Origin of the sequence: Haloferula sp. BvORR071, assembly GCF_000739615.1 — a bacterium.
Classification (GTDB): domain Bacteria; phylum Verrucomicrobiota; class Verrucomicrobiia; order Verrucomicrobiales; family Akkermansiaceae; genus Haloferula.
In genome coordinates this window covers 190171-214078 of the sequence record NZ_BATP01000039.1, presented here as the reverse complement: position 1 = coordinate 214078, position 23908 = coordinate 190171, and the positions used below count along the sequence as shown (strand labels likewise).

Annotated in this window: 35 protein-coding genes and 1 tRNA gene; 7 read left to right on the top strand and 29 right to left on the bottom strand. The window is 62.3% G+C overall.

The genetic code is table 11. The annotated features are described in order from the left end of the window. Positions 1-23: 23 nt before the first annotated feature. From rpsE to BV071_RS21580, 24 genes are all read right to left on the bottom strand, one after another. On the bottom strand, positions 24-719 hold the full coding sequence (gene rpsE, locus BV071_RS21695; RefSeq protein ID WP_035611730.1) for a 30S ribosomal protein S5: 696 nt from the start codon (positions 717-719) through the stop codon (positions 24-26). A 21-nt stretch (positions 720-740) separates the two neighbouring features. Continuing rightward, the gene (gene rplR, locus BV071_RS21690) at positions 741-1097 is read right to left on the bottom strand and encodes a 50S ribosomal protein L18 (RefSeq protein ID WP_035611728.1); all 357 of its coding nucleotides are present in this window, start codon (positions 1095-1097) and stop codon (positions 741-743) included. Between the two features lie 20 nt (positions 1098-1117). Further along, positions 1118-1657 carry a 50S ribosomal protein L6 gene (rplF, locus tag BV071_RS21685; RefSeq protein ID WP_035611726.1) on the bottom strand — a complete coding sequence of 180 codons (540 nt, stop codon included), beginning with the start codon at positions 1655-1657 and terminating at the stop codon, positions 1118-1120. 32 nt (positions 1658-1689) lie between these two features. Next, positions 1690-2091 (bottom strand): 30S ribosomal protein S8, encoded by a 402-nt coding sequence (gene rpsH / locus BV071_RS21680; protein WP_035611724.1) that lies wholly within the window; start codon positions 2089-2091, stop codon positions 1690-1692. A 30-nt stretch (positions 2092-2121) separates the two neighbouring features. Then, a complete protein-coding gene (gene rplE, locus BV071_RS21675; protein WP_035611723.1) occupies positions 2122-2718 on the bottom strand; it encodes a 50S ribosomal protein L5 in 597 nt (198 codons plus the stop codon). A gap of 60 nt (positions 2719-2778) precedes the next feature. Further along, positions 2779-3006, bottom strand: a complete 228-nt coding sequence (gene rplX, locus BV071_RS21670) for a 50S ribosomal protein L24 (protein ID WP_035611721.1) — start codon at positions 3004-3006, stop codon at positions 2779-2781. 27 nt (positions 3007-3033) lie between these two features. Then, entirely contained in the window at positions 3034-3399 is a 366-nt protein-coding gene (gene rplN / locus BV071_RS21665; protein ID WP_035611719.1) for a 50S ribosomal protein L14, read from the bottom strand. Between the two features lie 87 nt (positions 3400-3486). Beyond that, positions 3487-3759, bottom strand: a complete 273-nt coding sequence (rpsQ, locus tag BV071_RS21660) for a 30S ribosomal protein S17 (RefSeq protein WP_035611717.1) — start codon at positions 3757-3759, stop codon at positions 3487-3489. 41 nt (positions 3760-3800) lie between these two features. Then, positions 3801-4043 carry a 50S ribosomal protein L29 gene (gene rpmC, locus BV071_RS21655; RefSeq protein WP_052573710.1) on the bottom strand — a complete coding sequence of 81 codons (243 nt, stop codon included), beginning with the start codon at positions 4041-4043 and terminating at the stop codon, positions 3801-3803. Positions 4044-4092: 49 nt separating this feature from the next. Further along, positions 4093-4512, bottom strand: coding sequence for a 50S ribosomal protein L16 (gene rplP / locus BV071_RS21650; RefSeq protein ID WP_035611715.1), 420 nt, complete (start codon positions 4510-4512; stop codon positions 4093-4095). A gap of 43 nt (positions 4513-4555) precedes the next feature. Beyond that, complete coding sequence (gene rpsC, locus BV071_RS21645) at positions 4556-5278, bottom strand: 30S ribosomal protein S3 (RefSeq protein WP_035611713.1); 723 nt, start codon at positions 5276-5278, stop codon at positions 4556-4558. Positions 5279-5302: 24 nt separating this feature from the next. Then, positions 5303-5698 carry a 50S ribosomal protein L22 gene (gene rplV, locus BV071_RS21640; RefSeq protein ID WP_035611711.1) on the bottom strand — a complete coding sequence of 132 codons (396 nt, stop codon included), beginning with the start codon at positions 5696-5698 and terminating at the stop codon, positions 5303-5305. A 39-nt stretch (positions 5699-5737) separates the two neighbouring features. Next, positions 5738-6457 (bottom strand): hypothetical protein, encoded by a 720-nt coding sequence (locus tag BV071_RS21635; protein WP_035611709.1) that lies wholly within the window; start codon positions 6455-6457, stop codon positions 5738-5740. 40 nt (positions 6458-6497) lie between these two features. After that, the gene (rpsS, locus tag BV071_RS21630) at positions 6498-6767 is read right to left on the bottom strand and encodes a 30S ribosomal protein S19 (protein WP_035611707.1); all 270 of its coding nucleotides are present in this window, start codon (positions 6765-6767) and stop codon (positions 6498-6500) included. A gap of 34 nt (positions 6768-6801) precedes the next feature. Further along, entirely contained in the window at positions 6802-7644 is an 843-nt protein-coding gene (gene rplB, locus BV071_RS21625) for a 50S ribosomal protein L2 (RefSeq protein WP_052573709.1), read from the bottom strand. Between the two features lie 39 nt (positions 7645-7683). Beyond that, positions 7684-7968 carry a 50S ribosomal protein L23 gene (rplW, locus tag BV071_RS21620; protein WP_035611706.1) on the bottom strand — a complete coding sequence of 95 codons (285 nt, stop codon included), beginning with the start codon at positions 7966-7968 and terminating at the stop codon, positions 7684-7686. Positions 7969-7990: 22 nt separating this feature from the next. Then, positions 7991-8599: a 50S ribosomal protein L4 gene (rplD, locus tag BV071_RS21615; RefSeq protein ID WP_035611704.1), complete on the bottom strand. Its 609-nt coding sequence runs from the start codon at positions 8597-8599 to the stop codon at positions 7991-7993. A gap of 52 nt (positions 8600-8651) precedes the next feature. Further along, positions 8652-9335 carry a 50S ribosomal protein L3 gene (gene rplC, locus BV071_RS21610; RefSeq protein ID WP_035611702.1) on the bottom strand — a complete coding sequence of 228 codons (684 nt, stop codon included), beginning with the start codon at positions 9333-9335 and terminating at the stop codon, positions 8652-8654. A gap of 51 nt (positions 9336-9386) precedes the next feature. Continuing rightward, entirely contained in the window at positions 9387-9695 is a 309-nt protein-coding gene (gene rpsJ / locus BV071_RS21605; RefSeq protein WP_035611700.1) for a 30S ribosomal protein S10, read from the bottom strand. Between the two features lie 35 nt (positions 9696-9730). Then, positions 9731-11878 (bottom strand): elongation factor G, encoded by a 2148-nt coding sequence (fusA, locus tag BV071_RS21600; RefSeq protein ID WP_035611698.1) that lies wholly within the window; start codon positions 11876-11878, stop codon positions 9731-9733. A gap of 34 nt (positions 11879-11912) precedes the next feature. Continuing rightward, on the bottom strand, positions 11913-12386 hold the full coding sequence (rpsG, locus tag BV071_RS21595; RefSeq protein WP_035611696.1) for a 30S ribosomal protein S7: 474 nt from the start codon (positions 12384-12386) through the stop codon (positions 11913-11915). 43 nt (positions 12387-12429) lie between these two features. Then, positions 12430-12843, bottom strand: a complete 414-nt coding sequence (gene rpsL, locus BV071_RS21590) for a 30S ribosomal protein S12 (RefSeq protein WP_035611694.1) — start codon at positions 12841-12843, stop codon at positions 12430-12432. Positions 12844-13408: 565 nt separating this feature from the next. Then, on the bottom strand, positions 13409-14404 hold the full coding sequence (locus BV071_RS33430) for a DUF937 domain-containing protein (RefSeq protein WP_052573708.1): 996 nt from the start codon (positions 14402-14404) through the stop codon (positions 13409-13411). A gap of 216 nt (positions 14405-14620) precedes the next feature. Further along, a tRNA-Met gene (locus BV071_RS21580) sits at positions 14621-14695 on the bottom strand. Positions 14696-14869: 174 nt separating this feature from the next. Between BV071_RS21580 and BV071_RS21575 the strand changes: the two genes are divergently transcribed. From BV071_RS21575 to BV071_RS33425, 4 genes are all read left to right on the top strand, one after another. Then, the gene (locus BV071_RS21575; RefSeq protein ID WP_052573731.1) at positions 14870-15331 is read left to right on the top strand and encodes a peroxiredoxin; all 462 of its coding nucleotides are present in this window, start codon (positions 14870-14872) and stop codon (positions 15329-15331) included. A gap of 166 nt (positions 15332-15497) precedes the next feature. Continuing rightward, positions 15498-15644, top strand: a complete 147-nt coding sequence (locus BV071_RS35620; RefSeq protein WP_265594725.1) for a hypothetical protein — start codon at positions 15498-15500, stop codon at positions 15642-15644. Between the two features lie 178 nt (positions 15645-15822). Further along, positions 15823-17187 carry an MBL fold metallo-hydrolase gene (locus BV071_RS21570; protein ID WP_035611690.1) on the top strand — a complete coding sequence of 455 codons (1365 nt, stop codon included), beginning with the start codon at positions 15823-15825 and terminating at the stop codon, positions 17185-17187. 307 nt (positions 17188-17494) lie between these two features. Next, entirely contained in the window at positions 17495-18061 is a 567-nt protein-coding gene (locus BV071_RS33425) for a hypothetical protein (protein WP_052573707.1), read from the top strand. Here the strand turns inward: BV071_RS33425 and uraD are convergent. Then, entirely contained in the window at positions 18019-18534 is a 516-nt protein-coding gene (uraD, locus tag BV071_RS21560) for a 2-oxo-4-hydroxy-4-carboxy-5-ureidoimidazoline decarboxylase (protein WP_035611688.1), read from the bottom strand. The two genes, BV071_RS33425 and uraD, sit on opposite strands and share 43 nt — an antisense overlap. Before the next feature lie 30 nt (positions 18535-18564). On the opposite strand from uraD, the gene pucL reads away from it, so the two are divergent. Beyond that, positions 18565-19410: a factor-independent urate hydroxylase gene (gene pucL / locus BV071_RS21555; RefSeq protein WP_035611685.1), complete on the top strand. Its 846-nt coding sequence runs from the start codon at positions 18565-18567 to the stop codon at positions 19408-19410. Positions 19411-19495: 85 nt separating this feature from the next. Continuing rightward, the gene (gene xdhC / locus BV071_RS21550; protein ID WP_035611683.1) at positions 19496-20284 is read left to right on the top strand and encodes a xanthine dehydrogenase accessory protein XdhC; all 789 of its coding nucleotides are present in this window, start codon (positions 19496-19498) and stop codon (positions 20282-20284) included. A 608-nt stretch (positions 20285-20892) separates the two neighbouring features. Here the strand turns inward: xdhC and BV071_RS21540 are convergent. Beyond that, positions 20893-21543, bottom strand: a complete 651-nt coding sequence (locus BV071_RS21540) for a DUF4013 domain-containing protein (protein ID WP_035611679.1) — start codon at positions 21541-21543, stop codon at positions 20893-20895. 57 nt (positions 21544-21600) lie between these two features. On the opposite strand from BV071_RS21540, the gene BV071_RS21535 reads away from it, so the two are divergent. Continuing rightward, the gene (locus tag BV071_RS21535; protein ID WP_035611677.1) at positions 21601-22197 is read left to right on the top strand and encodes an arsinothricin resistance N-acetyltransferase ArsN1 family B; all 597 of its coding nucleotides are present in this window, start codon (positions 21601-21603) and stop codon (positions 22195-22197) included. Here the strand turns inward: BV071_RS21535 and BV071_RS21530 are convergent. The 3 genes from BV071_RS21530 to BV071_RS21520 are packed head-to-tail and all read right to left on the bottom strand — an operon-like array spanning position 22194 to position 23899. Next, on the bottom strand, positions 22194-23033 hold the full coding sequence (locus BV071_RS21530; RefSeq protein WP_035611675.1) for a TIGR02452 family protein: 840 nt from the start codon (positions 23031-23033) through the stop codon (positions 22194-22196). The two genes, BV071_RS21535 and BV071_RS21530, sit on opposite strands and share 4 nt — an antisense overlap. Before the next feature lie 50 nt (positions 23034-23083). Then, on the bottom strand, positions 23084-23365 hold the full coding sequence (locus tag BV071_RS21525; protein WP_035611673.1) for a hypothetical protein: 282 nt from the start codon (positions 23363-23365) through the stop codon (positions 23084-23086). Between the two features lie 9 nt (positions 23366-23374). Then, a complete protein-coding gene (locus BV071_RS21520) occupies positions 23375-23899 on the bottom strand; it encodes a hypothetical protein (RefSeq protein ID WP_035611671.1) in 525 nt (174 codons plus the stop codon). Positions 23900-23908: the final 9 nt, after the last annotated feature.

Genomic DNA, 23908 nt, shown 5'->3' with positions numbered 1-23908 from the left:
GTTCGATGTTCAGTAAGCGGGCCTCAGATCGCCTTTTCCTTCTTCTTGCCGCGGGATCCGAGGATCTGGTCGCGGGTGCGAAGCAGGGAAAGAGCCTTGAGAGTGGCCTTGACCACGTTGGAGTGATTGGAGGAACCCATGGACTTCGCGAGGATGTCGCGGATGCCCACAGCTTCACAGACGGCACGGACGCCACCACCGGCGATAATGCCCGTTCCCGGCGATGCCGGCTTGAGGAGCACCTTGCCCCCGCCGAACTCAGCGTAGATTTCGTGGGGAATGGTTCCATCCACGATGTTCATCTTCTTGAGCGACTTCTTGGCGGACTCGCCGCCCTTCTTGATGGCGTCAGCCACTTCGTTGGCCTTGCCGAAGCCGAGGCCGACCTTGTTGGCTTCCTTTTCACCGGCCACAACAAGCGCGGAGAAGCTGAAGCGACGGCCGCCCTTGACGACCTTGGCGCAGCGATTGATGAAGACCACCTTCTCGGTGAGCTGAGGACCGTCGGGATCCTGCTGCTGGCGGTCATCGCGGCGCGGACCGCGGGGACCGCGGTTCTGGCCACCGAAGCCACCACCGGGGCCGCGGTTTTGGCCACCGTAGCCGCCGCGCTGGCCGTAGCCACCGCCGCCGCCTTGGTTATAGCCGCCGCCACCTTGGTTCTGCTGCGGGCCCTGCGGCTGCTGCGGAGCGGGAGTATTCGAATCTGGGGATACCATGTCGATTGCGCTGGAGAGCGATTAGAATTGGAGACCGGCTTCGCGGGCGGCGTCGGCCAGCGCCTTGATCTTGCCGTGGTAGAGGTGACCGCCGCGGTCGAAGACGACGGCGCTGACATTGGCTGCCTTGGCACGCTCGGCAACGAGCGCTCCCACCTTGGCGGCGGATTCGATGTTCGAAGCGGCCTTCTCGATGCTCTTGTCGAGGGTCGAGGCGGAAGCGACGGTACGGCCGGCGGCGTCGTCGATGATCTGGGCGTAAACGTGCTGATTGGAGTAGTGCACGGCCAGGCGCGGACGCTCGGACGTTCCGGCGACCTTCTTGCGGATGCGCGCGTGAATGCGGCGGCGTCCTTCCTTGCGATTGATCTTGCTCATGTTCGGGAAAGGGTTGCGGATTACTTGCCGACGCTCTTGCCTTCTTTGCGGCGAACGTGCTCGCCGACATAACGGACGCCCTTGCCCTTGTAAGGCTCCGGCGGGTAGTAGCCGCGGACGTCGGCAGCGAACTGGCCGACGAGCTGCTTGTCGATACCTTCCACCTTGATCTTGGTGTTTTCGTTCACGGTGACGGTGATGCCGGCCGGGATCGGGTGAAGGATCGGGTGGGACTTGCCCAAGGACAGGTCGAGATCCGCACCCTTGACGGCGGCACGGAGACCGACGCCCTGGATTTCGAGGTCCTTGACGAAGCCTTGGGAGACTCCGGTGATCATGTTATTGACCAGGCTGCGGACGGTGCCGTGCAGCGCACGCTGGGTGCGGGCCTCGCTGGCGCGGCCAACGACGACTTTGCTTTCTTCCGCCTGGATGCTGATGCCGGTGGGAAGCGCGAGATCGAGCTTACCCTTCGGGCCTTCGACGACGACCTTGCCGCCATCGACCTTCACGCTGACCTTGGAGGGCAGGGAAATCGGTTTGAGACCAACTCGTGACATGGTGTATTGTTCCTTTCTCGGGTTGGGGTTGCTTACCAGACGTGGCCGATGATTTCGCCACCGAGCGAGCTGCGCTTGGCGGTGGCACCGGTCATCACGCCCTTGGAGGTCGAGACGATGGCGATGCCGAGGCCGTTGAGCACGCGGGGCATGTCGTTGGCGCCGGCGTAAACGCGGCGGCCCGGCTTGGAGATGCGCTTCAGGTCGGTGAGCACAGGGCGGCCATCGACGTAGCGGGCCTTGACCTTGAGCTGCGGGTGCCCGCCTTCAGGAGTCACGACTTCGTAGCCCCAGATGTAGCCTTCTTCCTGGAGGATCTTGGCGATGTCCGCCTTGATACGGGAATAAGGAGCCAGGAACTGCTCGTTGCCCGCGCGGGCGCAGTTCTTGAAGCGGGTAAGGAAGTCGGAAATTGGATCAGTGAGAACGGCCATGATGGTGGTTCTTTAGGGGTGTCAGCGGTTTCAGGCTTCCGTGGTTGCGGCTGCGGCGGGAGCGGCTTCTTCGGCCTTCTTGATGTCGCGGAAGGGCAATCCCAGCTCGGTGAGCAGGGCACGGCCTTCGTCATCGGTCTTGGCCGAGGTGACGAAGATGAGGTCGAAACCGATGGTACGCTTGATCTGGTCGAGCTCGATCTCGGGGAAGATGGACTGGTCCGGGAAACCCACGGCGTAGTTGCCCTTGCCGTCGAAGTTCTTCGGCGAAATCCCGCGGAAGTCGCGGATGTTCGGCGCGGTCACATTGATGAAGCGATGCAGGAATTCCCACATGCGCGGGCCGCGGAGCGTCACGCGGGCGCCGAGCGGCTCACCTTCGCGGAGCTTGAAGTTTGCCACGGCCTTCTTCGAGAAGGTGATCGACGGCTTCTGGCCGGTGATCTTGCCGATTTCAGCAACGGCATCGTCCACGGCGACCTTGCGGTCCGGGGCCTTGCCCATGCAGGAGGTCACGACGATCTTTTCGAGACGCGGGACCTGGTGTGGATTGCCGTAGCCGAGCTTCTGCGTGAGAGCCGGCACGACCTTCTCCTTGTAGTGCTTCTGGAGTACTGGGGTGCTCATTTTGTTTTAGCGGGTCAGCGCTTTGGTTGATGCGCTTAAGCGCGGGCGGGGGCCGAAGCCTCAGCCCAGTTTCTTGACATTCGAGATGTGGACGGGACCGTCGGACTCGATCAGACCCCCATCGGGGTTCTTCTCGGACTTGCGGGTCGACTTGACCATGACGCGGGCGCCTTCGACGACGACCTTGCCCTTGGCGGCATCCACGGACAAGACAGTGCCGGTCTTGCCCTTGGCCTTACCGGCGATGACCTTGACCTGATCGCCTTTCTTAACGTGAGTCTTCTTCATTTTTTGAAGGGGCGTTGGGAAGATCGATCAGAGCACCTCGGGAGCGAGGGAGACGATCTTCATGAATTGCTTTTCGCGGAGTTCGCGGGCGACAGGTCCGAAGATGCGGGTGCCCTTCGGGTTGTTGTCCTTGTCGATGATGACGATGGCGTTGCCATCGAAGCGGAGGACCGACCCATCAGCGCGGCGGATCGGGAAAGCGGTGCGGACAACCACGGCCTTGACCACGGAACCCTTCTTGACGGAAGCGGTCGGGATCGAGTCGCGGATGTGAGCGGTGATGATGTCACCGATCTGGGCGGTGCGGGAGCGCTTGCCGAGGACACCGATCATCTTGGCGGAGCGGGCACCGGTATTGTCGGCGACCTGAACGAGAGATTCCATCTGGATCATGGCGGGAAAAGGCGTGTGGGATAGTAGGATCGGGCGGCGGTAAGGACGAGCGGCTGAGGGCGCGTCCCGGGGGCCAGGCGGTAAGGATCAGTGCGAGAGCACCTTTTCGAGCGACCAGCGCTTGAGCTTGGAGAGCGGGCGGGTCTCGACGATGCGGACCTTGTCACCGATCTGGGCTTCACCCTTCTCGTCGTGCACGTAGTACTTCTTGGAGCGCTTGACGATCTTGTTGAACTTCGGGTGGGGCACCCGGGCGACGTGCTCGACCACGAGGGTCTTGCTCATCTTGTTGGAGGTCACGACGCCGACGCGGGTCTTGCGGACGTGTGCGGCGGTTTCCTGGTTGGGCTGCTCGCTCATGGAAATGGATTCGCTGGTGGTTGCTGCTGGTGCGGGACGACTCAAGCCTTCGCCGCCTTGTTGCGGTGCTCGCTGAGCGCGGTTTGGACGCGGGCAGCCTCACGGCGTACCGTGCGGATGCGGGCGGGATTCTCAAGCGTGCCGGTGGCCTTCTGAAGACGGAGGTTGAAGCCTTCTTCCTTGAGGTCGCGGAGCTTGGTCTCGAGCTCCTTCACGGAGAGCTCTTTGGTGTCCTTCGCCTTGGAGGACTTGGTTTTGGCGGGAGCCTTGGTCTTGCTGGCCATGACAGTGGAAATTACTAATTTTTAGGCACTAACGACTAAACAGCGATGTTTAGGCGTGCGGGTTACGGGCGACGAAGCGGGTCGGGAGACCAAGCTTGTAAGAAGCGAGGCGCATGGCCTCCTTGGCTTGGGATTCCGGCACGCCGGCGACTTCGAACAGCATGTTGCCGGGACGAATCACGGCCACCCAGGCTTCAACGGCGCCCTTGCCCTTACCCATACGGGTTTCCGGCGGACGGGCGGTGATCGACTTGTGCGGGAAGATCCGGATCCAGACCTTTCCTTTACGCTTGAGGAAGCGGTTGATCGCGATACGGCAGGCTTCGATCTGGCGGTTGGTCATCCAGCCGCGGTCGAGCGCCTGGAGTCCGAAGTCACCGAAGGCGACGGTGGTTCCGCGCTGCGCGTTACCGGCCCGGCTGCCGCGGTGCGACTTCCGGAACTTCGTGCGTTTGGGCATCAAGGGCATGGCTCAGTCCTCCTTGGGAAAATGGTTAAAATGAAAAGTGATCTTATTGGTTACCACGTGGCGGGCGCGGGCCACCAGGGCCGCGGTTGTCGCGACGGTCGCGGCGGTCACCGCCACGCTCAGGGCGCGGGGAGGAGCCGTCGTCTTCCTTCTTGTTGACCCAGCACTTGATGCCGATGATGCCGTAAACGGTGCGAGCTTCGGCGAAGCCGTAGTCAAGCGGGACGCGCAGGGTCTGCAACGGCACCTTGCCCTCGCGATACCACTCGGAGCGGGCGATGTCCGCACCACCGAGGCGGCCGGCGCAACGGATCCGGATGCCGTCGGCACCGAAGTCCATGGCGGTCTGCACGGCGCGCTTCATGGCGCGGCGGAAAGAGATACGGCGCTCAAGCTGGACGGCGACTTGCTCGCAGATCAGCTGGGCATCGAGCTCCGGCTTACGGATTTCGACGATGTCGATCTTGACCTGGGCACCCTTGCAGATGTCGGAGAGTTCCTTGGTCATGCGCTCGATTTCCGAACCCTTGCGGCCGATGATCAGGCCCGGGCGGGAGGTGTGGAGCGTGACGCGGACGCTGTTCCAAGCGCGCTCGATGACGACGCGGGCCAAGGCAGCGAACTGCAGGCGCTGGCGCATGTAGCCACGGATCCGGAGATCTTCGTGGAGCTTCTCGGCGTAATCCTTGCCGGCGGCGAACCACTTGGAGCGCCAGTCTTTGGAGACGGCGAGGCGGAAACCGATGGGGTTGACTTTCTGGCCCATGATAAAGTGCGGTGAGAGTGTGGATCAGGCCTGCTTGCCGGCAGCCTTCTTGGAGACGTTGATTCGCTTCGGCTTCGCTTCGCCTTCCGGGGCTTCGGCGAGGGTGATGTAAATGTGGCTGGTGCGCTTCAAGATGCCGCCCGCCGAGCCCTTGGCACGGGGCGAGAAGCGCTTGAGCACCGGACCTGCCCCGATGGTGGCTTCCTTGATGACCAAGGATTCCGCGCTGAGGGAGAAGTTGTTCTCCGCATCCGCGATGGCAGCCTTGAGCGTCTTGTTGATGTGGAAGGCCGCCTTCTTCGGGGTGAAGGTGAGAATGTCGAGCGCGCTCGACACGGGAAGGCCCTGGATCTCGCGGGCGACGTCGCGCGCCTTCTTCGGGGACAGGCGGACGTATTTGGTGGTGCTCTTGACTTCCATGGATCGGATCGGTGAAAGGTTGAAAAAGGGTCGGTCGGCTTAGCGGCCGGGCTGGGTCATGAGAATGGCTGTTTCGCCGAGGCGGACCGGTTCGGCTCCCGGGTCGAGTTGCTCGACAAAGGCACCGCATACGTTGCGGCGGACGTCGGCCACGATGGCGGTGCCGAATGGCTGATCCCCGCGGACGAGTTGATATGTGGTGCCGATGCGGGCTCCTTGGGCTTCGCCGACGTTCAGAACGAGGAGTCCGCTATCGGCGTCCACGTTCATGACTTTGGCGTTGCTTGCGGAACCTGCCGCCGCGGGGGCGGGCTTCTGCACCGTTCCCAGCAGGGAGTCAAGCTCCCTGATGGCTGTTTCGACACGCAGGCGGGAGTCGGGGTCCGCGGCCACCGCCTTGCGGAGGTAGTCGGTGATCACATCCCGGAGCCGGGAAGCGGCCCCTTCGAGGCCGGAAACCCGGCTGGTCAGGATCTGCTGCTCGGCAACCGCCTGGACCAGGCGCTCGTCGCCTCCGTCCAGCAGGTTGCGGCCGAGCGCTTCCATCCGCAGCTTGACGCGGTCAAGCTGCTCGCGGGCGTCTTTCTCGGCTTGGTTCGCCTCGGCCAAGCTCTTTTCGAGAGTCTGGTTGCGCTGGCGCAGCGCTTCGACCGTGGATTCCAGCTCGGCCACCGTGTTCCCCTGCGCGGCACAGGTCCACGTCCCCCCGCACAGTCCGGAGACCGTGGCGGCGAGGGCGATGACAGTGCGGATGCGCATGGGAGCGAAACGGCGGTGCTTGCGGGAAGCGGGCGATTAATTACTTCTTGCCGATACCACCGTGCTGGCGGAACAGGCGGGTCGGGGCGAATTCACCGAGCTTGTGGCCGACCATGTTTTCGGTGACGTACACCGGGACGAAGGTCTTGCCATTGTGCACGGCGAAGTTCAGGCCGACGAAGTCGGGAGTCACCATGGAGGCGCGGCTCCAGGTCTTGATCGGCTTCTTGTCGTTCGCCGCGATGGCGACGTCGATCTTGGCCAGAAGCTTCTGGTCGATGTAAGGACCCTTCTTGAGCGAGCGGGGCATAGGTTCGGTAAGTTAAAAGGTTGGCTTAGCGGGCTTAGCGCTTCTTGGAGTGGCGGCTCTCGACGATGAAGGTGCTGGTGACCTTCTTCGGCTTGCGGGTCTTCTGACCCTTCGCGTGACCCCAAGGGCTGGTCAGGTGCTGGCGACCACCACCGGACTTCGACTTACCCTCACCACCACCGTTCGGGTGGTCGACGGGGTTCATGCACATGCCGCGGACGGTCGGGCGGACGCCCTGCCAGCGGGTGCGGCCAGCCTTGCCGGACACTTCGTTCATGTGATCGCGGTTGCCCACGGTGCCGATCGTGCAGAAGCAGGCTTCGTTGAAGCGGCGGATTTCACCGGAAGGCATCTTGACCAGCGCCCAGCCGCCTTCGCGGTTGGAGAGCACGGCCTGCTGACCGGCCGAGCGGGCGACCTTGCCGCCATTGCCCGGGAGCAGCTCGATGTTGTGGATCGCAGTGCCGAGCGGAACGCTCTTGAGCGGCATTGCGTTACCGACCTTCGGGGCGACCTTTTCGCCGGAAACCACGGTGGCTCCGACTTCCAGGCCAGCCGGGGCCAAGATGTAGCTCTTCACGCCGTCCTTGTATTGGATCAGCGCGATGCGGCAGGTGCGGTTCGGATCGTATTCGATCCCGACCACGGTCGCCGGCACATCGGCCTTGCCGCGCTTGAAGTCAATCAGGCGGTAGTGGCGCTTGTGACCGCCACCGATGTGACGGGTGGTGATCCGGCCGGTGTTGTTACGGCCGCCGCTCCGCTTGAGCGGGGTAAGAAGGCTCTTCTCCGGCTTGTGCTTGGTGATTTCGTCGAAGGACGGAAGCACCTTGTAGCGTTCGGACGGGGTATTCGGTGTGAACTCCTTGAGAGGCATGGCTCTGGTGAGGTTGGTTCGGGGTTAGCCGGTGGAAAATCAGATGAGATCGAGGGATTCGCCCTCCTTGAGGCGGACGATGGCCTTCTTCCAGTGGTTGGTGCGACCTGCGTCGGCACGGCGCTTGCGGCGCTCCTTGCCGGCGTAGTTGGCAGTGCGGACGTCGGCGACCTTCTTGTTCAGGAGAGTTTCGACGGCACGCTTGATATCGAGCTTGTTGGCGTTGCGATCCACCTCGAGGACGACCTCATTATTGGTCTCCTGGAGCATGGTGGCCTTCTCGCTGAGGCGGACGTTCTTGATGACTTGATAGATGTCTTTCATGGCGCGGTTCAGCGATAAGGGATCAGGCGGTGCGCTTGGCGAGGGTCTCGAGGGCGTCTTCGACCACGAGCACGGAATTGGCGTGGAGCAGTTCCTCGACGTTCACGCTTTCGACGGTGACGAGCTGGGCCCACTGCACGTTGCGGGCAGCGAGGTAGGTCTGGTCGTCGAAGCTCTTGGCAACGATCAGGACCTTCTTGGCCTCGACCTCGGCGGTCACGGCGGCAATGAAGGACTTGGTCTTGCCATCGGCGATGGAGAAGGAAGGCAGGGTCTTGATCGACTCCCCGCGGACGAGGTCACCGAGGACGCGGCGCAAGGCGAGCTTGCGAACGTTCTTCGGCACGTGCTTCGAGTAATCGCGCGGACGCGGACCGAAGACGACGCCACCACCCACGAAGATCGGGGCGCGCTTGTCGCCGTGACGGGCGTTACCGGTGCCCTTCTGCTTGTAGATCTTCTTGTTGTTACCGCGGACTTCGCCACGGGTCTTGGTGCAGGCGGAACCGGTGCGGCGGTTGGCGCGGTAGGCGGTCACGAGATCGTGAACGGCCTGGGAACCGCGGTCAGCTTCGACGAGCTGGATGTTCGCGCTCTGGGCGGCGTCGGCGGTGAAAGTTTTCGCGGGCATGACTAGGGATGCGTTTTGAAATTAGGAGCGGGCTTGCGCTTTCAGGCTGACCTTACTTGCCCTTCTTGGTGGTGGTTTCCACGCGCGGTGTGTAGATCGGGTTGGCGATCTTCTTCTTGGCGGCGCGGATGGTGAGGTAGCTGCCCTTGGCGCCGGGAACGGCACCGGAGATCAGGATCACACCGTCCTCGGGGCGCACGGCCACGACCTTCAAATTCTGCGTGGTGCGCGGCACATCACCCATGTGTCCGGGCATCTTCTGGTTCTTCCAGACGCGGCCGGGAGTAGAGCGGCAACCGATAGCACCAGTCCGGCGGTGCATCATCGATCCGTGGGTCATCTTGAGACCACCGAAGCCGTGGCGCTTCACAGCACCCTGGAAGCCGCGGCCCTTGGTGGTGCCGATGACGTCCACCCACTGATCCACCACGAAGGTGTCCAGACCGGTGTGGGTCTCCGGAGCTGCCTGGTCAGCCGGGAAGCGGAATTCCTTCACCAGATACTTGGCGCCGGAGCCGTGCTTCTTGAAGTGGCCGAGCGAAGGCTTGTCCGCGCGGAATTCCTTCTTGTCGTCGTAGCCGACTTGGACAGCGGAGTAACCGTCCTTTTCGACGGTCTTGACCTGCAGGCAGGTGTTACCGCTCACCTCGATGACGGTGACGGGGATCATGGCCTGGCTCTTCTCATCGAAGAGGCGGGTCATACCGAGCTTTTTGCCGAGAAGTCCGAGAGACATGGTGGGCAGGAAATTAAATTTGAGATTGGAAATCTGAGATCCTCAGGCGGCTCAGATGCGGATGGCGATGTCGACACCGGCGGGCAGGTTGAGCTTCTTGAGCTCATCGACGGTGCGGGCGGTGGGATCGACGATGTCGAGCACGCGCTTGTGGGTGCGGATCTCGAACTGTTCGGCGGACTTCTTGTTCACGTGCACGGAGCGGTTCACGGAGAACTTTTCAATGCGGGTCGGAAGCGGGATCGGGCCGGCCACCTTGGCACCGGTGCGCTTGGCGGTCTCGACAATCTCCGCAGCGGAGCGGTCGATGGCGCGGTGATCGAAAGCGCGCAGGCGGATGCGGATCTTCTGGTTTTCCATGGCGGTGGATTAGGTTAGAGATGTTGGGTAAGTCTTTAGTGGCCGCGATCGCTGACGATCTGCGTGAGGATGTTGTTCGGCACTTGCTCGAAGTGCGACGGAGTCATCGAGTAGGATGCGCGGCCGGAGGAAATGGTGCGGACGTCGGTGGAATAACCGAACATCTCCTTGAGCGGGACATTCGCGCGGATGACCGCGAGCTTGCCCTTGCTCTCCATGTTCTGGATCTGGCCGCGGCGGCGGTTCAGGTCGCCCATCACGTCGCCCTGGTAGTCGTCCGGAGTGGAGACTTCCACGGCCATGATCGGCTCGAGGAGGATGGACTTGGCCTTCTTGAAGGCGTCCTTCATGGCGAAGATGGCCGCCATGGTGAAGGCGTTCTCGTTCGAGTCCACTTCGTGGAAGGAGCCACCAAGCACGTCCACGTGCACATCGATCACCGGATAGCCGGCGACGATGCCATTGGTCATGGATTCGCGCACGCCCTTGAAGACGGCGTTGTGGAAGTCCTTCGGGATTTCCCCACCGACAATCTTATTCTCGATGGTCAGGCCCTTGCCCTTCTCGTTCGGGCGGACCTGGAGACGGACGTGGCCGTATTGGCCGCGACCGCCGGATTGCTTGACCAGCTTGCCTTCGCCCGACGCCTCGCCGGTGATGGTTTCGCGGTAAGCGATTTGCGGGGCACCGGTATTCGCCTCGACTTTGAACTCGCGGCGGAGGCGGTCGACGATGATCTCCAAGTGGAGTTCGCCCATGCCCGAAATGATCGTCTGACCGGTTTCTTCGTCGGTCTTGACCTGGAAAGTGGGGTCCTCTTCCGACAGGCGGCCCAAGGCAAGGGCCAGCTTTTCTTGGTCGGCTTTGGTCTTTGGCTCAACCGCCTGGGAAATGACGGGATCCGGGAAAGTGGGAGGTTCGAGAACGACGTCGTAGCCTTCTTTGGCCAGGGTGTCACCGGTGGTGACGTTTTTGATCCCTACCATCGCGGCGATGTCGCCGGCGTAACAGGCATCGATGTCTTTATGCTCGTCAGCCTGGATCTGGATCAAGCGGCCGACTCGCTCGGAGCGGCGGGTGCGCGGGTTGTAGACCGTGTCGCCCTTCTTGATGACGCCGGAGTAGACGCGGAAGAAGACGAGCTTGCCGACGAATTTGTCCGCCCAGAGCTTGAAGGCGAGCGAGCAGAACTTCTCGTTGTCGCTGGTGTGGACCTCGATCTTGTGCTCCTCGTCGTCCGGGTCCATGCCGGTGGCAGCCGGGATATCCAGCGGGCTCGGCAGGTAGTCGATGACGGCGTCGATCAGGTATTGGACACCCTTGTTCTTGAAGGCGGAACCGCCGGCGACGGGCACTAGCTTGTTCGCGATGGTGGCGCGGCGGATGCCTTGCTTGAGCTCTTCCTTGGAGATCGGCTCTTCCATCAGGAACTTCTCGCCGATCTGCTCATCCACATCGGCCACGGCACTCACCAGTTCGGTGTATGCCTCTTCAGCGATTAGCTTCTGGTCGGCGCTGAGTTCGCGGACCTCGTAGGTCGAGCCGAACTTGTCGTCGTCGTTGAAGTGGACTTCCTTCTGGTTCACCACGTCGATCTGGCCTGTGAGGTAATCCTCGGCACCGATCGGGATCAGCACGCGCACGGCATTCGCGCCGAGCTTGTCTTTCACCTCGTGGACCACGTTGGCGAAGTTCGCGCCGATGCGGTCCATCTTGTTGACGAACACGATCCGCGGCACGTTGTACTTCGTCGCCTGGCGCCAGACCGTTTCGGTCTGGGGCTGCACCCCGGCGACAGCGTCGAAGACGACGATCGCTCCATCGAGCACGCGCAGTGAGCGCTCGACCTCGGCCGTGAAGTCCACGTGGCCGGGGGTATCGATGATGTTGATGCGCTGCTCCTCTTTCGGGAAGAGCTTGGTCACGCCCTCCTCCTCGCGCTGGAACCACTTGGTGGTCACAGCGGCGGAGGTGATCGTGATGCCGCGCTCCCGCTCTTGCTCCATCCAGTCGGTCGTGGCGGCACCATCGTGCACCTCGCCGATTTTGTGGATCACACCCGTGTAGAACAGGATGCGCTCCGTGAGCGTGGTCTTCCCGGCGTCGATGTGCGCCGCAATCCCAATGTTCCGCGTCCGCTCAAGCGGATACGGTCGATCAGGACTGTTGGGATTGGAAGACATGGCGGGATGGGGAATGAAGTCCCCTTTGAACGATTTACCAGCGGAAGTGGGCGAAGGCGCGGTTGGCCTGGGCCATCTTGTGCACGTCGTCGCGCTTGCGGACGGACGAGCCTTGGTTGTTGGCGGCGTCCTTCAGCTCGTTGGCCAGAGCCACGTGCATCGGAGTGCCTTTGCGACCGCGGGCATAACCGACGATCCAGCGCAGGGCGAGGGACTCGGAACGATCCGGGTTAACTTCAAGCGGCACCTGGTAAGTGGCACCACCGACACGGCGGCTCTTCACTTCCACGCGCGGCTTGGCGTTCTCGATCGCGCGGGTGACGACTTCAAGAGGGTCAACGGTATCGACGCCTTCGCTCGCCTTATCGATGGCGGCGTAGACGATGCGTTCCGCGAGGGACCGCTTGCCATCCTGCATCACCTTGGAAATCAGGTGACCCACGAGGGAGCTGTCGTAGCGGGAGTCCCGGCGGTCGGGCTTGTGGAAAGTGCGCTTGCGGCGTGACATTGGTCGAAATGGATTAGAGTGAGGCTAAGCTAAGCGGCGCGGCTTACTTCTTCTTGCCACCCTTGGCAGGAGCAGCGGCCTGGCCCGGCTTCGGACGCTTGGCACCGTACTTCGAACGGCTCTGGCGACGCTTGTCGACGCCGAGGGTATCGAGCGAACCACGGACGATGTGGTAGCGCACACCCGGAAGGTCTTTCACACGACCGCCGCGGACGAGCACGATGGAGTGCTCCTGGAGGTTGTGGCCTTCACCACCGATGTAGGCGATGACTTCGTAACCGTTGGTAAGGCGGACCTTCGCCACTTTCCGGAGAGCCGAGTTCGGCTTCTTCGGCGTGCGGGTCATGACCTGAAGGCAGACGCCGCGGCGTTGCGGGCAATTGGTCATCGCCGGAGACTTCGACTTCTCGGTCGGAGTCTGCCGTCCTTTACGGACGAGCTGATTGATGGTCGGCATTGGATTCCTGCGTGGTTCGGTTTTCGCTCAAGGGCAGTACCGGGCAGGAAGCGAGCGATAAATCCCTCGCAGGAGCCTGTTATCCGGAGCTGCACCCGATAGTGTTTGGAGAATGAAGCCGCCCGCGTGGCTGTATGTTGAATGCCGGTAGCGGGTGGCGATGTGGGGCGGCGAATCTAGGCATCGCGACCATGCTGGCAAGACCTATTTCGAGAAAAATTTTACTCCGGATTTTGCTTAAGTAAGCTGAATTTTTAAAGAGTTCCAGTGTTCTCGAATTTACACAAGACTTTGATAATGAACCGAATTTCGGTTAATCCCGTCGCGAAGCTTTTCGAAGTCGCCCTCCCCTGAGGAGCTCGAGGCCCGTGGCCGATCGATTCGGAAGACGGCGAAAGCGTGAATTATTGGCAGGAGATCCGGCGCGAAGGGTCGATCCCTGAAATCACCACTTTCGACTCCCAGAAGGTGGAATGCGGGATCTTGGGGAGCCGCGCCACCTACAATTCTTCAAATCACACGGGTGGCGGGGGAAATCCACCCGTGTGAAGCTGCATGGCAAAGCTCAGGCCAGCGCTGCGGCGACCCGCTCCATGGCCACCTTTTCCTTATCGCTCACCTTCCGCCCGCCGAAGCCAAGGAAGCCGCCTTCCTTGCTGGCTTCAGCCACATTACGGGCGACGTCATTAACCAAGCGGCGGAAGGTTTCCACCTCCCCGGGGGCCTTCGACTTCACCACCGCGGTGCCGGCGCGGATGGTTTCCACCAGGCGCTCCTCGGCTTCGACCTCCCGTTTCAGCTCCGCTACTTCCTCGGAAGTCAGGCCGCCGCCGAAGACGGTCCCCAGCAGGGAGATCGGGGCCACGTCCTTGAGCAGCTCGACGCTGACCTTGTGGGCGGCATTCATTTCGTCCATCGAGCCCTTGATGCCGGAGGGCGAGGCCTTGGCCACCAGGCAGTAAGCAGCCATCGGCGCGATGTGGACTTCTTCGAGCTCATGCGGGGTGAAGCGCGAGCGGAGCGCCTCCGCCCCGTCGCCCACCGCCATGGCCTCGCGGGCGAATCCGGCGACCTCGGCATTGGCGGGGTCCTTGTGGAACTCGTCACTGCCTTGCTGGAGCATCTTGGCGAAGCCGCCCGCATCCATGCCTTGCTCCTTGGCGGCTTTGCCCAAGTGCTGGCTGACCATGGGGGCGATCAGCCCGGCCAAGGGTGCCAGGTCGAAGCCGAGCTTCTTGCCCAGCGCCGAGATCATCGAATTCGCGCCGCCACCGAACATCGACTGCATCTTGTCGGCTGCCGTTTGATCGGGGATCTCGCCCTTGAAGGCGGACATCATCGAGGACAGCAGTCCCGGGTCTTCCTTTTGTGGCAGGCCTTGGAAGGCCGCCGCAGCCCCCTCGGGGGTGGAGGCTTTGCGCGCCATGCTTCCGACGGCCAGGGCACTGAGGATCTTCACTGCCTTGTCGACCAACCCGGCATCAATGCCGAGGAACTTCGCCAGCTTGCCGGCGACCTCCGGTGTGACGAGCGCACCGAGCGATTTCACGAGTGAGTCCATGATAAGTAGGATCTGATTCGCGGTTGATGGATTGCCCGCACCGGCCCCACGCAGGGCCTCTTTTACGAGCGTCGGCGGCGATATCGCGGAGCGGAAGCAAAGTCCATTCAATCCGCATCCCTCCCTCGGGATTACGATCGGCCAGTTTCCACTCGCAGCGGCGCGGAAAATCTCCGCCCTCAAACCTCGGCCTCAGGCCCTCCTCCGGAAAACATTTGGTAGCAGAGGGCGGATTTGAACCGCCGACCAAAGGCTTATGAGTCCTCTGCTCTACCCCTGAGCTACTCTGCCGTTACCAAATTGTTCGGTCCACCCTTGCGGGCGGGGCGAAGGCAGTAGCGCCCGCTGGCCCGTCTGTCCATTGAAAAATCGTCCGCTTGCACCCACGTTTTCCGGTGCCACCCTCCAGCCACCATGCACTCCTACCTCCGCCCTGTCGCTGCCATCATTCTCTCTACCACTGCCATGTCTGCATCTGCCGCCCCCCTCGAAGCCGGAGCCGCCCTCCCCGCCATCACGGCGAAGGATCAGGACGGCAAGGAAGTGAAGCTCGCCGAAGCCGGCGCCAAGGGCTACACACTCGTCTATTTCTACCCGAAGGCCGATACCCCCGGCTGCACCAAGCAGGCCTGCTCGCTCCGCGATTCCTACGCCCAGCTCACCGACAAGAAGGTGACCGTCTTCGGCGTGAGCGTGGACGGCGCGGCGGACCAGAAGGCCTTCAAGGAGAAGTACAAGCTGCCTTTCACCCTGCTCGCCGATCCTGACACCAAGGTCCTCGATGCCTTCGGCGTCCCGCACGACAGCGGCAAAGCCAAGCGCCAGGCCTTCCTCTTCAAGGACGGCAAGCTCGTCTGGAAGGACCTCGAAGCCTCCACCGACCAGCAGGCGGCCGATGTACTGAAGGAGCTGGAGAAGGAGGGCTAAGCAGGGCGCCCGCCATCAGCTTGGGCTTCATCGTGCCCGCGGATCGCCCGCTATACCACCTTGTCGATGAAAGGAGGTCGCGCCCTAGCCCACCACGCCGCGATCTCCCAGCCGCGGTTGCTGCTGATCGGCTACCCCGATGGAAAGGGCAAGCCCCCCTGCCAGGGTGCCGTGTGCCTTCCGCCACGTCGCGGCGGACCACACGCCCAACCGCGCCGAATGGCAGGCCGCCGCGGAGAAATCTGCATGGCCGGAGTGGATGAAGCCGGTCGTCGGGAGCGACACGCCGCGGGCGAAGAAGGAGGGGGAGTAGCCGCCGCGGGTCCTTTGCCACTTCGACCTTCGATGTTGGGCGATCGATGTTCGAGGTTTGCCCAATTGCTTTCCTCCGCGCGACCACGGCTCTTCACCCCCCGCGAATTCGGCATTCGACATTTCCCTCCCCTCCCCCATGGTCGGCCGGGCTACACGTTTGTATCTCTAATTTGCACATGGTTTTCCGCAGTCTCTGCCGCCACGCCGAAATCGGCGCCAATTCCTACCTCCTTGATACCGGCAAGGCTCGGATCGTCCTCGATGCCGGACTCCACCCGAAGCACGACGGCCTGGAAGGCATTCCGCGCTACGACCTGCTGGAGGAAGCCTCGGTGGACTCGGTGGTGGTGACCCACGCGCACCTCGACCACATCGGCTCGCTGCCGGTGCTGCTGAACCGCCAGCCGCAAGCGAAGGCCTTCTTCTCCCCGGCCGCGGCGGAGCTGGCCACGGCGATGCTCCACAACTCGGTGAACGTGATGCAGTCCAAGCGGGTCGAGCTAGGGATCGCCGAATACCCGCTCTTCACCCACCGCGACATCGACGAGCTGGAGCGGAACTTCGAGACCCGCGGGATCGAGCGACCCTTCGATCTCGATGACGCCGGCCATGTCCGCGCGACCTTCCACGATGCTGGCCACGTGCTCGGTTCCACCGGCATCACCATGCAGTGCAATGGCCAGCGGGTGATGTACACCGGGGACGTGAATTTCGAGGACTCCACCCTGATCAAGGGCGCGGTCTTCCCGGAGGAGCATGTGGATGCCCTGATCATCGAGACCACCCGCGGCGACAGCCAGCGGCGGCCGGACTACACCCGGCAGAATGAGGAGCAGCGCCTCGGCGAGGCGATCGCCCGCACCTTGGAACGCCGCGGCAGCGTGCTGATCCCGGTCTTCGCGATGGGCAAGACCCAGGAGATCCTGACGATGCTCCACCGCTTCAAGAAGCGCGGCCTGGTCCCGCGGAAGACCCCGATCTTCATCGGCGGCCTGAGCACCAAGATGACGGTGATCTACGACAAATTCGCCAAAGGCCGCACCCGCCGCAGCGACGACAGCTTCCACATCCTGGAAGACATGGACCTCGAGGCTGGCACGCGGAAGCGCAAGGGCCCGATCCCCCTGCAGCAGGGCGCGATCTACTGCCTCTCCAGCGGCATGATGAGCGAGAACACGGTCTCGAACCAATTCGCCCAAGCCGGCTTCCTGGAGAATCCGAAGAACTCGATTCACTTCGTAGGCTACGCGGATCCGGACTCACCCGCCGGCCACATCCGCGTGGGCAAGGAGGGAGACAAGGTCATCCTCGATCCCACGCGCCCACCCGTCGCGCGCAAGTGCGAGATGGAGATCTTCGACTTCAGCGGCCACGCCACCCGCGAATCGCTGCTGGAATACATCCTGAAGGTGAAGCCGAAAAAGGCCTTCCTGGTCCACGGCGACCCGAAGGCAAGCGCGTGGTTCGTGGCCCAGCTCAAGGAGAAGCTGCCGGGGACCGAGGCGATCGTCCCGGAGCCCGGGAAGGACTACGTCATTTAAGCCAAGGAACCCTCCCCAGCTTAGCGCGGCCGCGGGATGCGCGACCGCCTGCCCTCGGCCAGATCCTTTTTGCCCTGCTGGGCTACGCGGGATTCAGCGGGAGTGGTAGCCGGTTCCTGCTGACCAAGATGGGCGGCAGAGGATCGGCTGCGGGGAGGGGTATCCAAGTCACCAAACCAGGCGAGGCAAATACGGCGTTTCATAAGGGGGAGGGACAGTAACTGTAAGGGTATACCCCTACAGCGGGAGAATCAAGTACGCGATTGCGGAGGATTGGGAATCCCGGAGAATCCATCTGTTTCCCCGCATGTTGACCCGCGAAATCATCTTGGAAACCGAAAGGAAGATGACCGAGCTGCATCGCCGGGTGCATGACACCCACGCGTCGCGGCACCGGGAAAATACCGGCTTCAAGGATTGGAGAATCGCCTGCCAGGAGTGGCACGCCTACCAGCCAGCCACCGCCGTGCTCTGGCTACCGGAATTCCACCAGCGGCTCCGCGTCGGTGACCCGGAGGCCATGGAAGAAGCCATCCTCTTCCTGGAGCTGGACCCGTGGTTCTTCGGCTCCGGCTACCTGAAGGAACGCCTGATCCGCATCCTGAAGTCCGCACCCCTCGGTGAACGCGAATGCGTCCGCCTGCGAAATGTCGTCTGGAATGTGGCGAGGGGCCGCAACCGCCGCGAGTTCCGGAACTTCTGCGCCTTGGGAGCGAGAGTCTCCTCACCGGACTTCGTGGCGCGCCTGGAGCTGGTCAGCGATGAGGAAAACCTCAGCTCCCGCGGCAAGCTGCACCGCTTGCGGGACCACCTCCGCCACCACGCTGCGGACTACTCTCCCACCAGATCCTTCAAGCGCAGCCGCGCGATTTGATGGATCTGGCGCAGCGCCTCCACGATCTCCCCGGGCAGGCCATTCGCCAAGCGGCTCTCGAAGGCCGCCAGGATGCCCGGCTTGTCGGTGAGCCGGACACAGATCACGAAGGGGAAGCCGAAGCGCTCCTTGTAGCGCTCGTTCAGGCCACTGAAGTGCTCGTATTCGCCGTCGGAAAGGCAGTCGAGACCGAGCCCCGACTGCTCTCGGGTGGAGGATTCGCTCAGGGCTCCGGCGCGGGCCAGCTTCCCGGCCAGGTCCGGGTGGGCGCGGATCAGGGCCAGCTTCGCCTCATCGGTCGCGGTCTCCACGGCCATGCGCATGGCGGAGTTCAGCGCCGCGGTGTCTTGGAACGGCGCTTGCTGATAGATCGCCGCGGGCACCCAGGCCGAGTGCTCATAGATGCCGCCGAGATGGGCGACGAATTCCTCTTTCTCCATCGCATTCAACGCCCCGATCGATAACCTTTCCATCGATCGCAAATCTTCCAACAGTCCTTCCCCGTGGCAACGCTCGAATCCAACCGTTACGGCAAGTTCCGGGTGCGGGTGATGAAAGTCATCCGGCACGATGCCACCCACCACGATGTCTGCGAGCTGGAGGCCGATGTCCTGCTGCAGGGCGATCTGGCCGGCTCCTACCTGAGCGATGACAACCTCTCGATCGTGCCGACGGACACGGTGAAGAACACGGTCCACTTCCTGGCCCACGATCATCTGGAGACCTGCCGGACCAGTTTCGCTAGGGTGATCGGCGAGCACTTTCTGGGGAATTATCCGCATCTAACCGGCGTGGAGGTCGAGCTGCGCGAACGGCGCTGGGCGCGGATGGAGATCGTCGGCGAGTCGCATCCACATGCCTTCGTGCATGCCGCGAATGGTGAGTGGTATTCGCGCGGATACTTCACCCGCGGCCAGGCTCCGGTGCTATCCTCCGGGATCCGCGGGCATCTGGTGATGAAGACCACCGGCTCGGGCTTCGAAAATTATAACGTCTGCGAGCTGACCACCCTGCCGCCGACGAATGACCGGGTCTTCGCCACGCGCATGAACGCGGAGTGGACTTTCGCGGACCTAACAGCGGACTTCTGCGCTGCGGATGCCGCGGTGCTGGCGGTGGCGCATACCATCTTCGCCACGACCTACAGCCCATCGGTGCAGCGGACTTTGTATGAGATCGGCGAGCAGGCCCTGGCTTCCGTGCCATCGATCTCGCGGATCGAACTCAAGATGCCAAACGTGCACTTCCTCAACCTTGATCTCAGCAAGCTGGGCCGCCCGGGACAGAAGACAGTGCTCTTGCCGACCGATGAACCCCACGGCGAGATCGAAGCCATCATCACCCGATAGGGCATAACCCAATGCCTGCCCCCTTCTTCAAAACACTTCGATTGATGATTGAAAGATTGATGATTGGTGATTCTGCCTTTCTCCCATGACCCCTTGGCAAGAAATCCTCCGCTGCCAGGAAACGGGAGTGGATCTCATCCTGGTCACCGTCGCCGCAGCGCGCGGCAGCGTCCCCGCTGATGCCGGCGCGAAGATCCTCGTGACCCGCGAGGGCTTGCTCTCCGGCACCGTCGGCGGCGGCAGGATTGAAGCCAAGGCCATCGATGAAGCGCTCTTACTACTAGATTCACCGGAGATCACCCGCCTCCACCGCTGGAATCTCCAGCAGGACATCGGCATGACTTGTGGCGGCGAGATGACCCTGCTCTTTGAGCGCATCGCCGCGAAGCCGCCTTGGCACATCGTCGTCTTCGGCGCGGGCCACATCGTTCAGGCCCTTGTCCCGGTCCTCACTCCCCTCTCCTGTCAGCTCGAGGTCATCGACATCCGCAAGGAGTGGCTCGACCGCCTTCCCTCCGCCCGCAATCTCCAGCTCCATCACCTCGATAGCTTCGAGGCCGGCACCGCCCTGCTCACCGAGCGCTCTTTCGTCCTCTCGATCACCAAGGGCCACGGCACGGATGTCCCCGTGCTGAAGGAAGTCCTCACCCACTTCCCCGCGATTCCTTTCGTGGGTGTGATCGGCAGTGCCTCCAAGCGCGCCGCCCTGCTCCGCGATCTCCGCGCCGCGGGAATCGCGGAAGCCTCGTTAGACCGAATCACCTGCCCCCTCGGCCTGCCGATCGGCGACAACGATCCGCACGAGATCGCGATCAGCATTGCGGCGCAACTCTTGGAGAGAAGATCGGCAGGCCCCGCAAGAAACTCGCCGTAGCCCTTTCATGGAAGCCACTCCGCCACCCATCCCGGCCATCAAACCGCTGCGCCGGTCGGCGACATTCTGGATGGGCCTCATCACTCTCTCCTTCCTGCTCTGGATCTGGGGTGATTCCTTTATCCATGCGACTCGAATCTCGGTGGGACGAACACCACCGAAAGAACCCTTCCATGCTTTCATCAATCCCGGCCGATTGTACGTCGAGTGGAATGAGGGTCCTTGGCTAGCACCGACACCACCCCCAGGAAAACGGCTCGCGGTCGAGCGGACCCGCCAAACTGGAATGGGCTATGACCTGTGGCTGCCCGATTTCTACGCTTGGAGCGATGGCCAGCGCTTCTTCCACTCTCCAGGCACAGCGTGGACGCCGGGCTCTCCTATCCCACCGGGGACCCCTTCCGCTCCCATCCGGATGTACCGCGTCAACCTTGCACTCTGGATGCCGCCCGCAGCTTTCCTGCTCATCTGGAGCCCCATCCTCATGCTTGGAAGATGGCGGCAACGGAGGATCATGGCGAAGCTCACCTGTATTCCACAGCACAGCTCGGCGGGTTGACGAAACGGAGTTCCAAATGTTCGTCGGCTCGTGGGTTATCCCAAATCCGCTACCGGGAATCCTCCGCCATTTCCCGGCGCAGCCCGAACTTTTCCGAAAATACCGTCGCGAAGGAGAAGCCCGCCACTTGCCAAAACCACACGCTGCTCACCAAGAATCCGAAGCCTCCCACCAGCAGCCCGAGGAAGGAACAAGCCAGCGCCGCCAATGCGATCCCCCAAGCCTTCCAATAGGCCCGGCCGCCTTGGAACACCCGCCGCATCGCGCGGAAGGGATCGAAGACCTCCCGGGGATCCAGCGTGAAGCAGTAGTGCGTTATGTATCCCGGCACCGCGATAGTCGCCACGATCCACAGCACCGCCGCCAATACATGCAGCCAGACCGAGCCGAAGTGCCAAGCCAGCGCCTCGCAGACCAGCGCCGGCAAGTGATACTCCAGCATGCCGAGGAAGGTGATCGCGCCGTGCTTGAGCAGGGTCCTGTAGTTCGTCCACGCCGGCCATGCTTCCAGGCCGTGCTGCATGCGATGGGTCATCGCGATCCGGTGTCCCATATTCAGCAACCAGCCGATGAAGGGCACCAGGAGCCAGGCCGATCCCTGCAACACCTCAGCCTGCGACAACTTCGACTGCAAGGGAAAGCGGAAGGCCGTCCGCAGCCCCAGTGGAGTGGAGAGATTGATCGGTCCGGCGGCGGGCATTCCAATGCCCTTCCTAGCAGATCTCGCGGATCTTGCCACGCAAGGTATGAAGAAAGCATGCCTCTGATCCGGGAAGCCACCTTGGCCGATGCCGCGCCGATCCAAGCGATCTACGCCGCCATCGTCCGCGACACCGTGATCTCCTTCGAGATCGATCCGCCTACCGTCGGCCAGATGGAGGACCGGATGCAGGCCATCCAACAGCGCTTCCCCTGGCTCGTCTGCGAGATCGACGACGAAGTCGCCGGCTACGTCTACGCCTCAGCCCATCATGAGCGAGCGGCCTACCAATGGTCGGTGAATGTCTCGGTTTACATTCACCCGGACTATCACCGGCGCGGCATCGGCCGGGCGCTCTACACCTCGCTCTTCGCCCTGCTGCGCTTGCAAGGCATCTACAATGCCTACGCCGGCATCACCCTGCCGAATCCCGGCAGCGTCGGCATCCACGAGTCCATGGGCTTCGAGCCCGTAGGCATTTACAAACAGGTCGGCTACAAGTTCGGCGCTTGGCACGATGTGGGGTGGTGGTCGCTGGCCCTGCGACCTCTCGATCCCGAGCCCGCCGCCCCCTTTCTCGCTCCCTCGCTCAGAGACAGCGCGGAGTGGCAAGCCGCCATGGCTTCGTGCACTCCCCTGGCCCGTCAATGCTAGGCAAAGGCCCGCTCGAAGGCCTTGAAGGTCTCCATCTCCGCAGAGCGATCCAATACCGAAAACCGAACCCGCTTGAAGCGGCCGCGCCACACATCGTCGTTTAGCCAATCCCGGAACACCCCTGCCACCATCGCCGGATCATTCCGGAACACACCACAGCCCCAGGCCCCCAAGACCAAGCTGTCGCAATTCATCGCCGCAGCCAAGGCGAGCACATACTCGGATCGTCTCCGGAAGGTCTCCGGGATCAGAGGCAAGTCCTCCGGCCGGCTGTCAACAGCGGCACCCGCATTGGGGGCTGGGCTGGTGATGAAATCGACGAGGCGGGGCTCTTCAAGCAACTGCCCCTCATCGTCCCGGATCACCGGACATCCGGGCGATGCAATCATCGAGTCCGAATACAGCAGGGATGGCGAAGCACGGTGCTTCTCATAGAAGTCCCATGCCTTGAACTGCGAAGCATGCAGCGCCGAGCTCCTCGCTAGCGATTCTTCCTGGGCCTCGCTGCCATTGAGAAATCCTCCACCCGGATTCTTGGCAGAAGCGAAGTTCAACACCGCAATCCGCCCGCAGCCCTCACTGGCCAGCCGGAAGATCCCCGAAAGAGTGGTCTCATTCACCACTTCGATCTGCATCTCTCGGGACTCTTTCGCTTGTGCCAAGATTGTCTTCCGAAGTTCCTCCAGGTCCTCCGGGGAATAGAGGCGGGTTTCACGCAGGCAAGCGGACACCGCATCCTTGATATTCACCTGCTTGCCCTTCGCCGACTGATAGAGCCCTCGATCGACAATCCCGACCGTCTCCTTCGCGATCCCCATCCTTGCCGAGCGCTTCATTCCAGCTTGCTCTACAAAGACCAAGTGGCATTGGGAAGCCTTACCCTCACTCAACACCTCCGCCCGCGCCGCAGCTTGCCGGGAGTCCTGAAAGTCTCATCCAGGATCCGCCGGTAGTATTCCTGCGTGGAGAGCCGCTTGAGATAGGCCTGGCAGAAGACTTTCCATTGCTTCCGCCGCTTCGGACTGGGCATCGCGTCCCCGAAAGGAATCACCTCGCAGCGCTTGCCGCATAAGGGACAATCGAAGTCGATGTGCTGGCGGGGACGCCGGTACGACATCTTGCAGGGAATGCAGACGCAGGTGTACTTGGCTGGATTCTGGAAAAACATCTCTCTTCCTCAAGGATTGCCACCTTGGTTTTGCGCCAATTCATCGGCGAACCATCTTCTTCTCTTCTCCCCGATTTCCGCCGGGAGCTGGTTCGCCTCACTGCGCGCACGGAACCAATCGTCCAGCTTCATCGCGAAGCGAAGGGCTTCGTTCTCTGCCTCCACCCTGCTCCTCTTCGTGCCGTGGTTCTCCCATTTGACCATCGTCGCCACGCGCGCCGGATCAATGTCCACCACGACCCAGATCGCCCGATTGCCCGACTCCTTCCTCACGAACCACCCGCGCTTAGTATTCGCGCCCACGACGCCAGCCCTTGAATCCATTTCGGAGGGTGAACCTGCGGCCTTGAAGCCAAGCCCCTCAAGGTGAAGCGACAGATCGGACGCCACCTTCGAAAGGTCCGCACGATTCAGCGTGTGGAAGTCCGGCCCTGCAAAGGTTGTCGATGCGTAGCTGAGTTGGGTCCTCCACGCCAATAGCCCGATGACCACAATGCCCAAAACGACAAGCAGGGATTTGATTGGAGGTCGCATGGCTCTTGG

What these genes read in the sequence shown, in the direction of transcription:
- rplP (WP_035611715.1), bottom strand. Translation starts at nt 4,512, where the DNA reads ATGCCCTTGATGCCCAAACGCACGAAGTTCCGGAAGTCGCACCGCGGC.
- uraD (WP_035611688.1), bottom strand. Translation starts at nt 18,534, where the DNA reads ATGGAAAGGTTATCGATCGGGGCGTTGAATGCGATGGAGAAAGAGGAA.
- BV071_RS21520 (WP_035611671.1), bottom strand. Translation starts at nt 23,899, where the DNA reads ATGCGACCTCCAATCAAATCCCTGCTTGTCGTTTTGGGCATTGTGGTC.
- rplN (WP_035611719.1), bottom strand. Translation starts at nt 3,399, where the DNA reads ATGATCCAGATGGAATCTCTCGTTCAGGTCGCCGACAATACCGGTGCC.
- rpsL (WP_035611694.1), bottom strand. Translation starts at nt 12,843, where the DNA reads ATGCCGACCATCAATCAGCTCGTCCGTAAAGGACGGCAGACTCCGACC.
- fusA (WP_035611698.1), bottom strand. Translation starts at nt 11,878, where the DNA reads ATGTCTTCCAATCCCAACAGTCCTGATCGACCGTATCCGCTTGAGCGG.
- rpmC (WP_052573710.1), bottom strand. Translation starts at nt 4,043, where the DNA reads ATGGCCAGCAAGACCAAGGCTCCCGCCAAAACCAAGTCCTCCAAGGCG.
- rplE (WP_035611723.1), bottom strand. Translation starts at nt 2,718, where the DNA reads ATGAGCACCCCAGTACTCCAGAAGCACTACAAGGAGAAGGTCGTGCCG.
- BV071_RS21530 (WP_035611675.1), bottom strand. Translation starts at nt 23,033, where the DNA reads ATGAAGCGCTCGGCAAGGATGGGGATCGCGAAGGAGACGGTCGGGATT.
- rplR (WP_035611728.1), bottom strand. Translation starts at nt 1,097, where the DNA reads ATGAGCAAGATCAATCGCAAGGAAGGACGCCGCCGCATTCACGCGCGC.
- rplX (WP_035611721.1), bottom strand. Translation starts at nt 3,006, where the DNA reads ATGAAGAAGACTCACGTTAAGAAAGGCGATCAGGTCAAGGTCATCGCC.
- BV071_RS33430 (WP_052573708.1), bottom strand. Translation starts at nt 14,404, where the DNA reads ATGGACTCACTCGTGAAATCGCTCGGTGCGCTCGTCACACCGGAGGTC.
- rpsC (WP_035611713.1), bottom strand. Translation starts at nt 5,278, where the DNA reads ATGGGCCAGAAAGTCAACCCCATCGGTTTCCGCCTCGCCGTCTCCAAA.
- rpsS (WP_035611707.1), bottom strand. Translation starts at nt 6,767, where the DNA reads ATGCCCCGCTCGCTCAAGAAGGGTCCTTACATCGACCAGAAGCTTCTG.
- BV071_RS21570 (WP_035611690.1), top strand. Translation starts at nt 15,823, where the DNA reads ATGGTTTTCCGCAGTCTCTGCCGCCACGCCGAAATCGGCGCCAATTCC.
- rpsE (WP_035611730.1), bottom strand. Translation starts at nt 719, where the DNA reads ATGGTATCCCCAGATTCGAATACTCCCGCTCCGCAGCAGCCGCAGGGC.
- BV071_RS21535 (WP_035611677.1), top strand. Translation starts at nt 21,601, where the DNA reads ATGCCTCTGATCCGGGAAGCCACCTTGGCCGATGCCGCGCCGATCCAA.
- xdhC (WP_035611683.1), top strand. Translation starts at nt 19,496, where the DNA reads ATGACCCCTTGGCAAGAAATCCTCCGCTGCCAGGAAACGGGAGTGGAT.
- BV071_RS21525 (WP_035611673.1), bottom strand. Translation starts at nt 23,365, where the DNA reads ATGTTTTTCCAGAATCCAGCCAAGTACACCTGCGTCTGCATTCCCTGC.
- rplC (WP_035611702.1), bottom strand. Translation starts at nt 9,335, where the DNA reads ATGTCTCTCGGACTTCTCGGCAAAAAGCTCGGTATGACCCGCCTCTTC.
- rplB (WP_052573709.1), bottom strand. Translation starts at nt 7,644, where the DNA reads ATGCCTCTCAAGGAGTTCACACCGAATACCCCGTCCGAACGCTACAAG.
- rplV (WP_035611711.1), bottom strand. Translation starts at nt 5,698, where the DNA reads ATGGAAGTCAAGAGCACCACCAAATACGTCCGCCTGTCCCCGAAGAAG.
- rplD (WP_035611704.1), bottom strand. Translation starts at nt 8,599, where the DNA reads ATGCCCGCGAAAACTTTCACCGCCGACGCCGCCCAGAGCGCGAACATC.
- BV071_RS33425 (WP_052573707.1), top strand. Translation starts at nt 17,495, where the DNA reads ATGTTGACCCGCGAAATCATCTTGGAAACCGAAAGGAAGATGACCGAG.
- rplF (WP_035611726.1), bottom strand. Translation starts at nt 1,657, where the DNA reads ATGTCACGAGTTGGTCTCAAACCGATTTCCCTGCCCTCCAAGGTCAGC.
- BV071_RS21635 (WP_035611709.1), bottom strand. Translation starts at nt 6,457, where the DNA reads ATGCGCATCCGCACTGTCATCGCCCTCGCCGCCACGGTCTCCGGACTG.
- rpsJ (WP_035611700.1), bottom strand. Translation starts at nt 9,695, where the DNA reads ATGGAAAACCAGAAGATCCGCATCCGCCTGCGCGCTTTCGATCACCGC.
- BV071_RS21540 (WP_035611679.1), bottom strand. Translation starts at nt 21,543, where the DNA reads ATGCCCGCCGCCGGACCGATCAATCTCTCCACTCCACTGGGGCTGCGG.
- rpsQ (WP_035611717.1), bottom strand. Translation starts at nt 3,759, where the DNA reads ATGAGCGAGCAGCCCAACCAGGAAACCGCCGCACACGTCCGCAAGACC.
- BV071_RS21575 (WP_052573731.1), top strand. Translation starts at nt 14,870, where the DNA reads ATGTCTGCATCTGCCGCCCCCCTCGAAGCCGGAGCCGCCCTCCCCGCC.
- rpsG (WP_035611696.1), bottom strand. Translation starts at nt 12,386, where the DNA reads ATGTCACGCCGCAAGCGCACTTTCCACAAGCCCGACCGCCGGGACTCC.
- rplW (WP_035611706.1), bottom strand. Translation starts at nt 7,968, where the DNA reads ATGAAAGACATCTATCAAGTCATCAAGAACGTCCGCCTCAGCGAGAAG.
- rpsH (WP_035611724.1), bottom strand. Translation starts at nt 2,091, where the DNA reads ATGGCCGTTCTCACTGATCCAATTTCCGACTTCCTTACCCGCTTCAAG.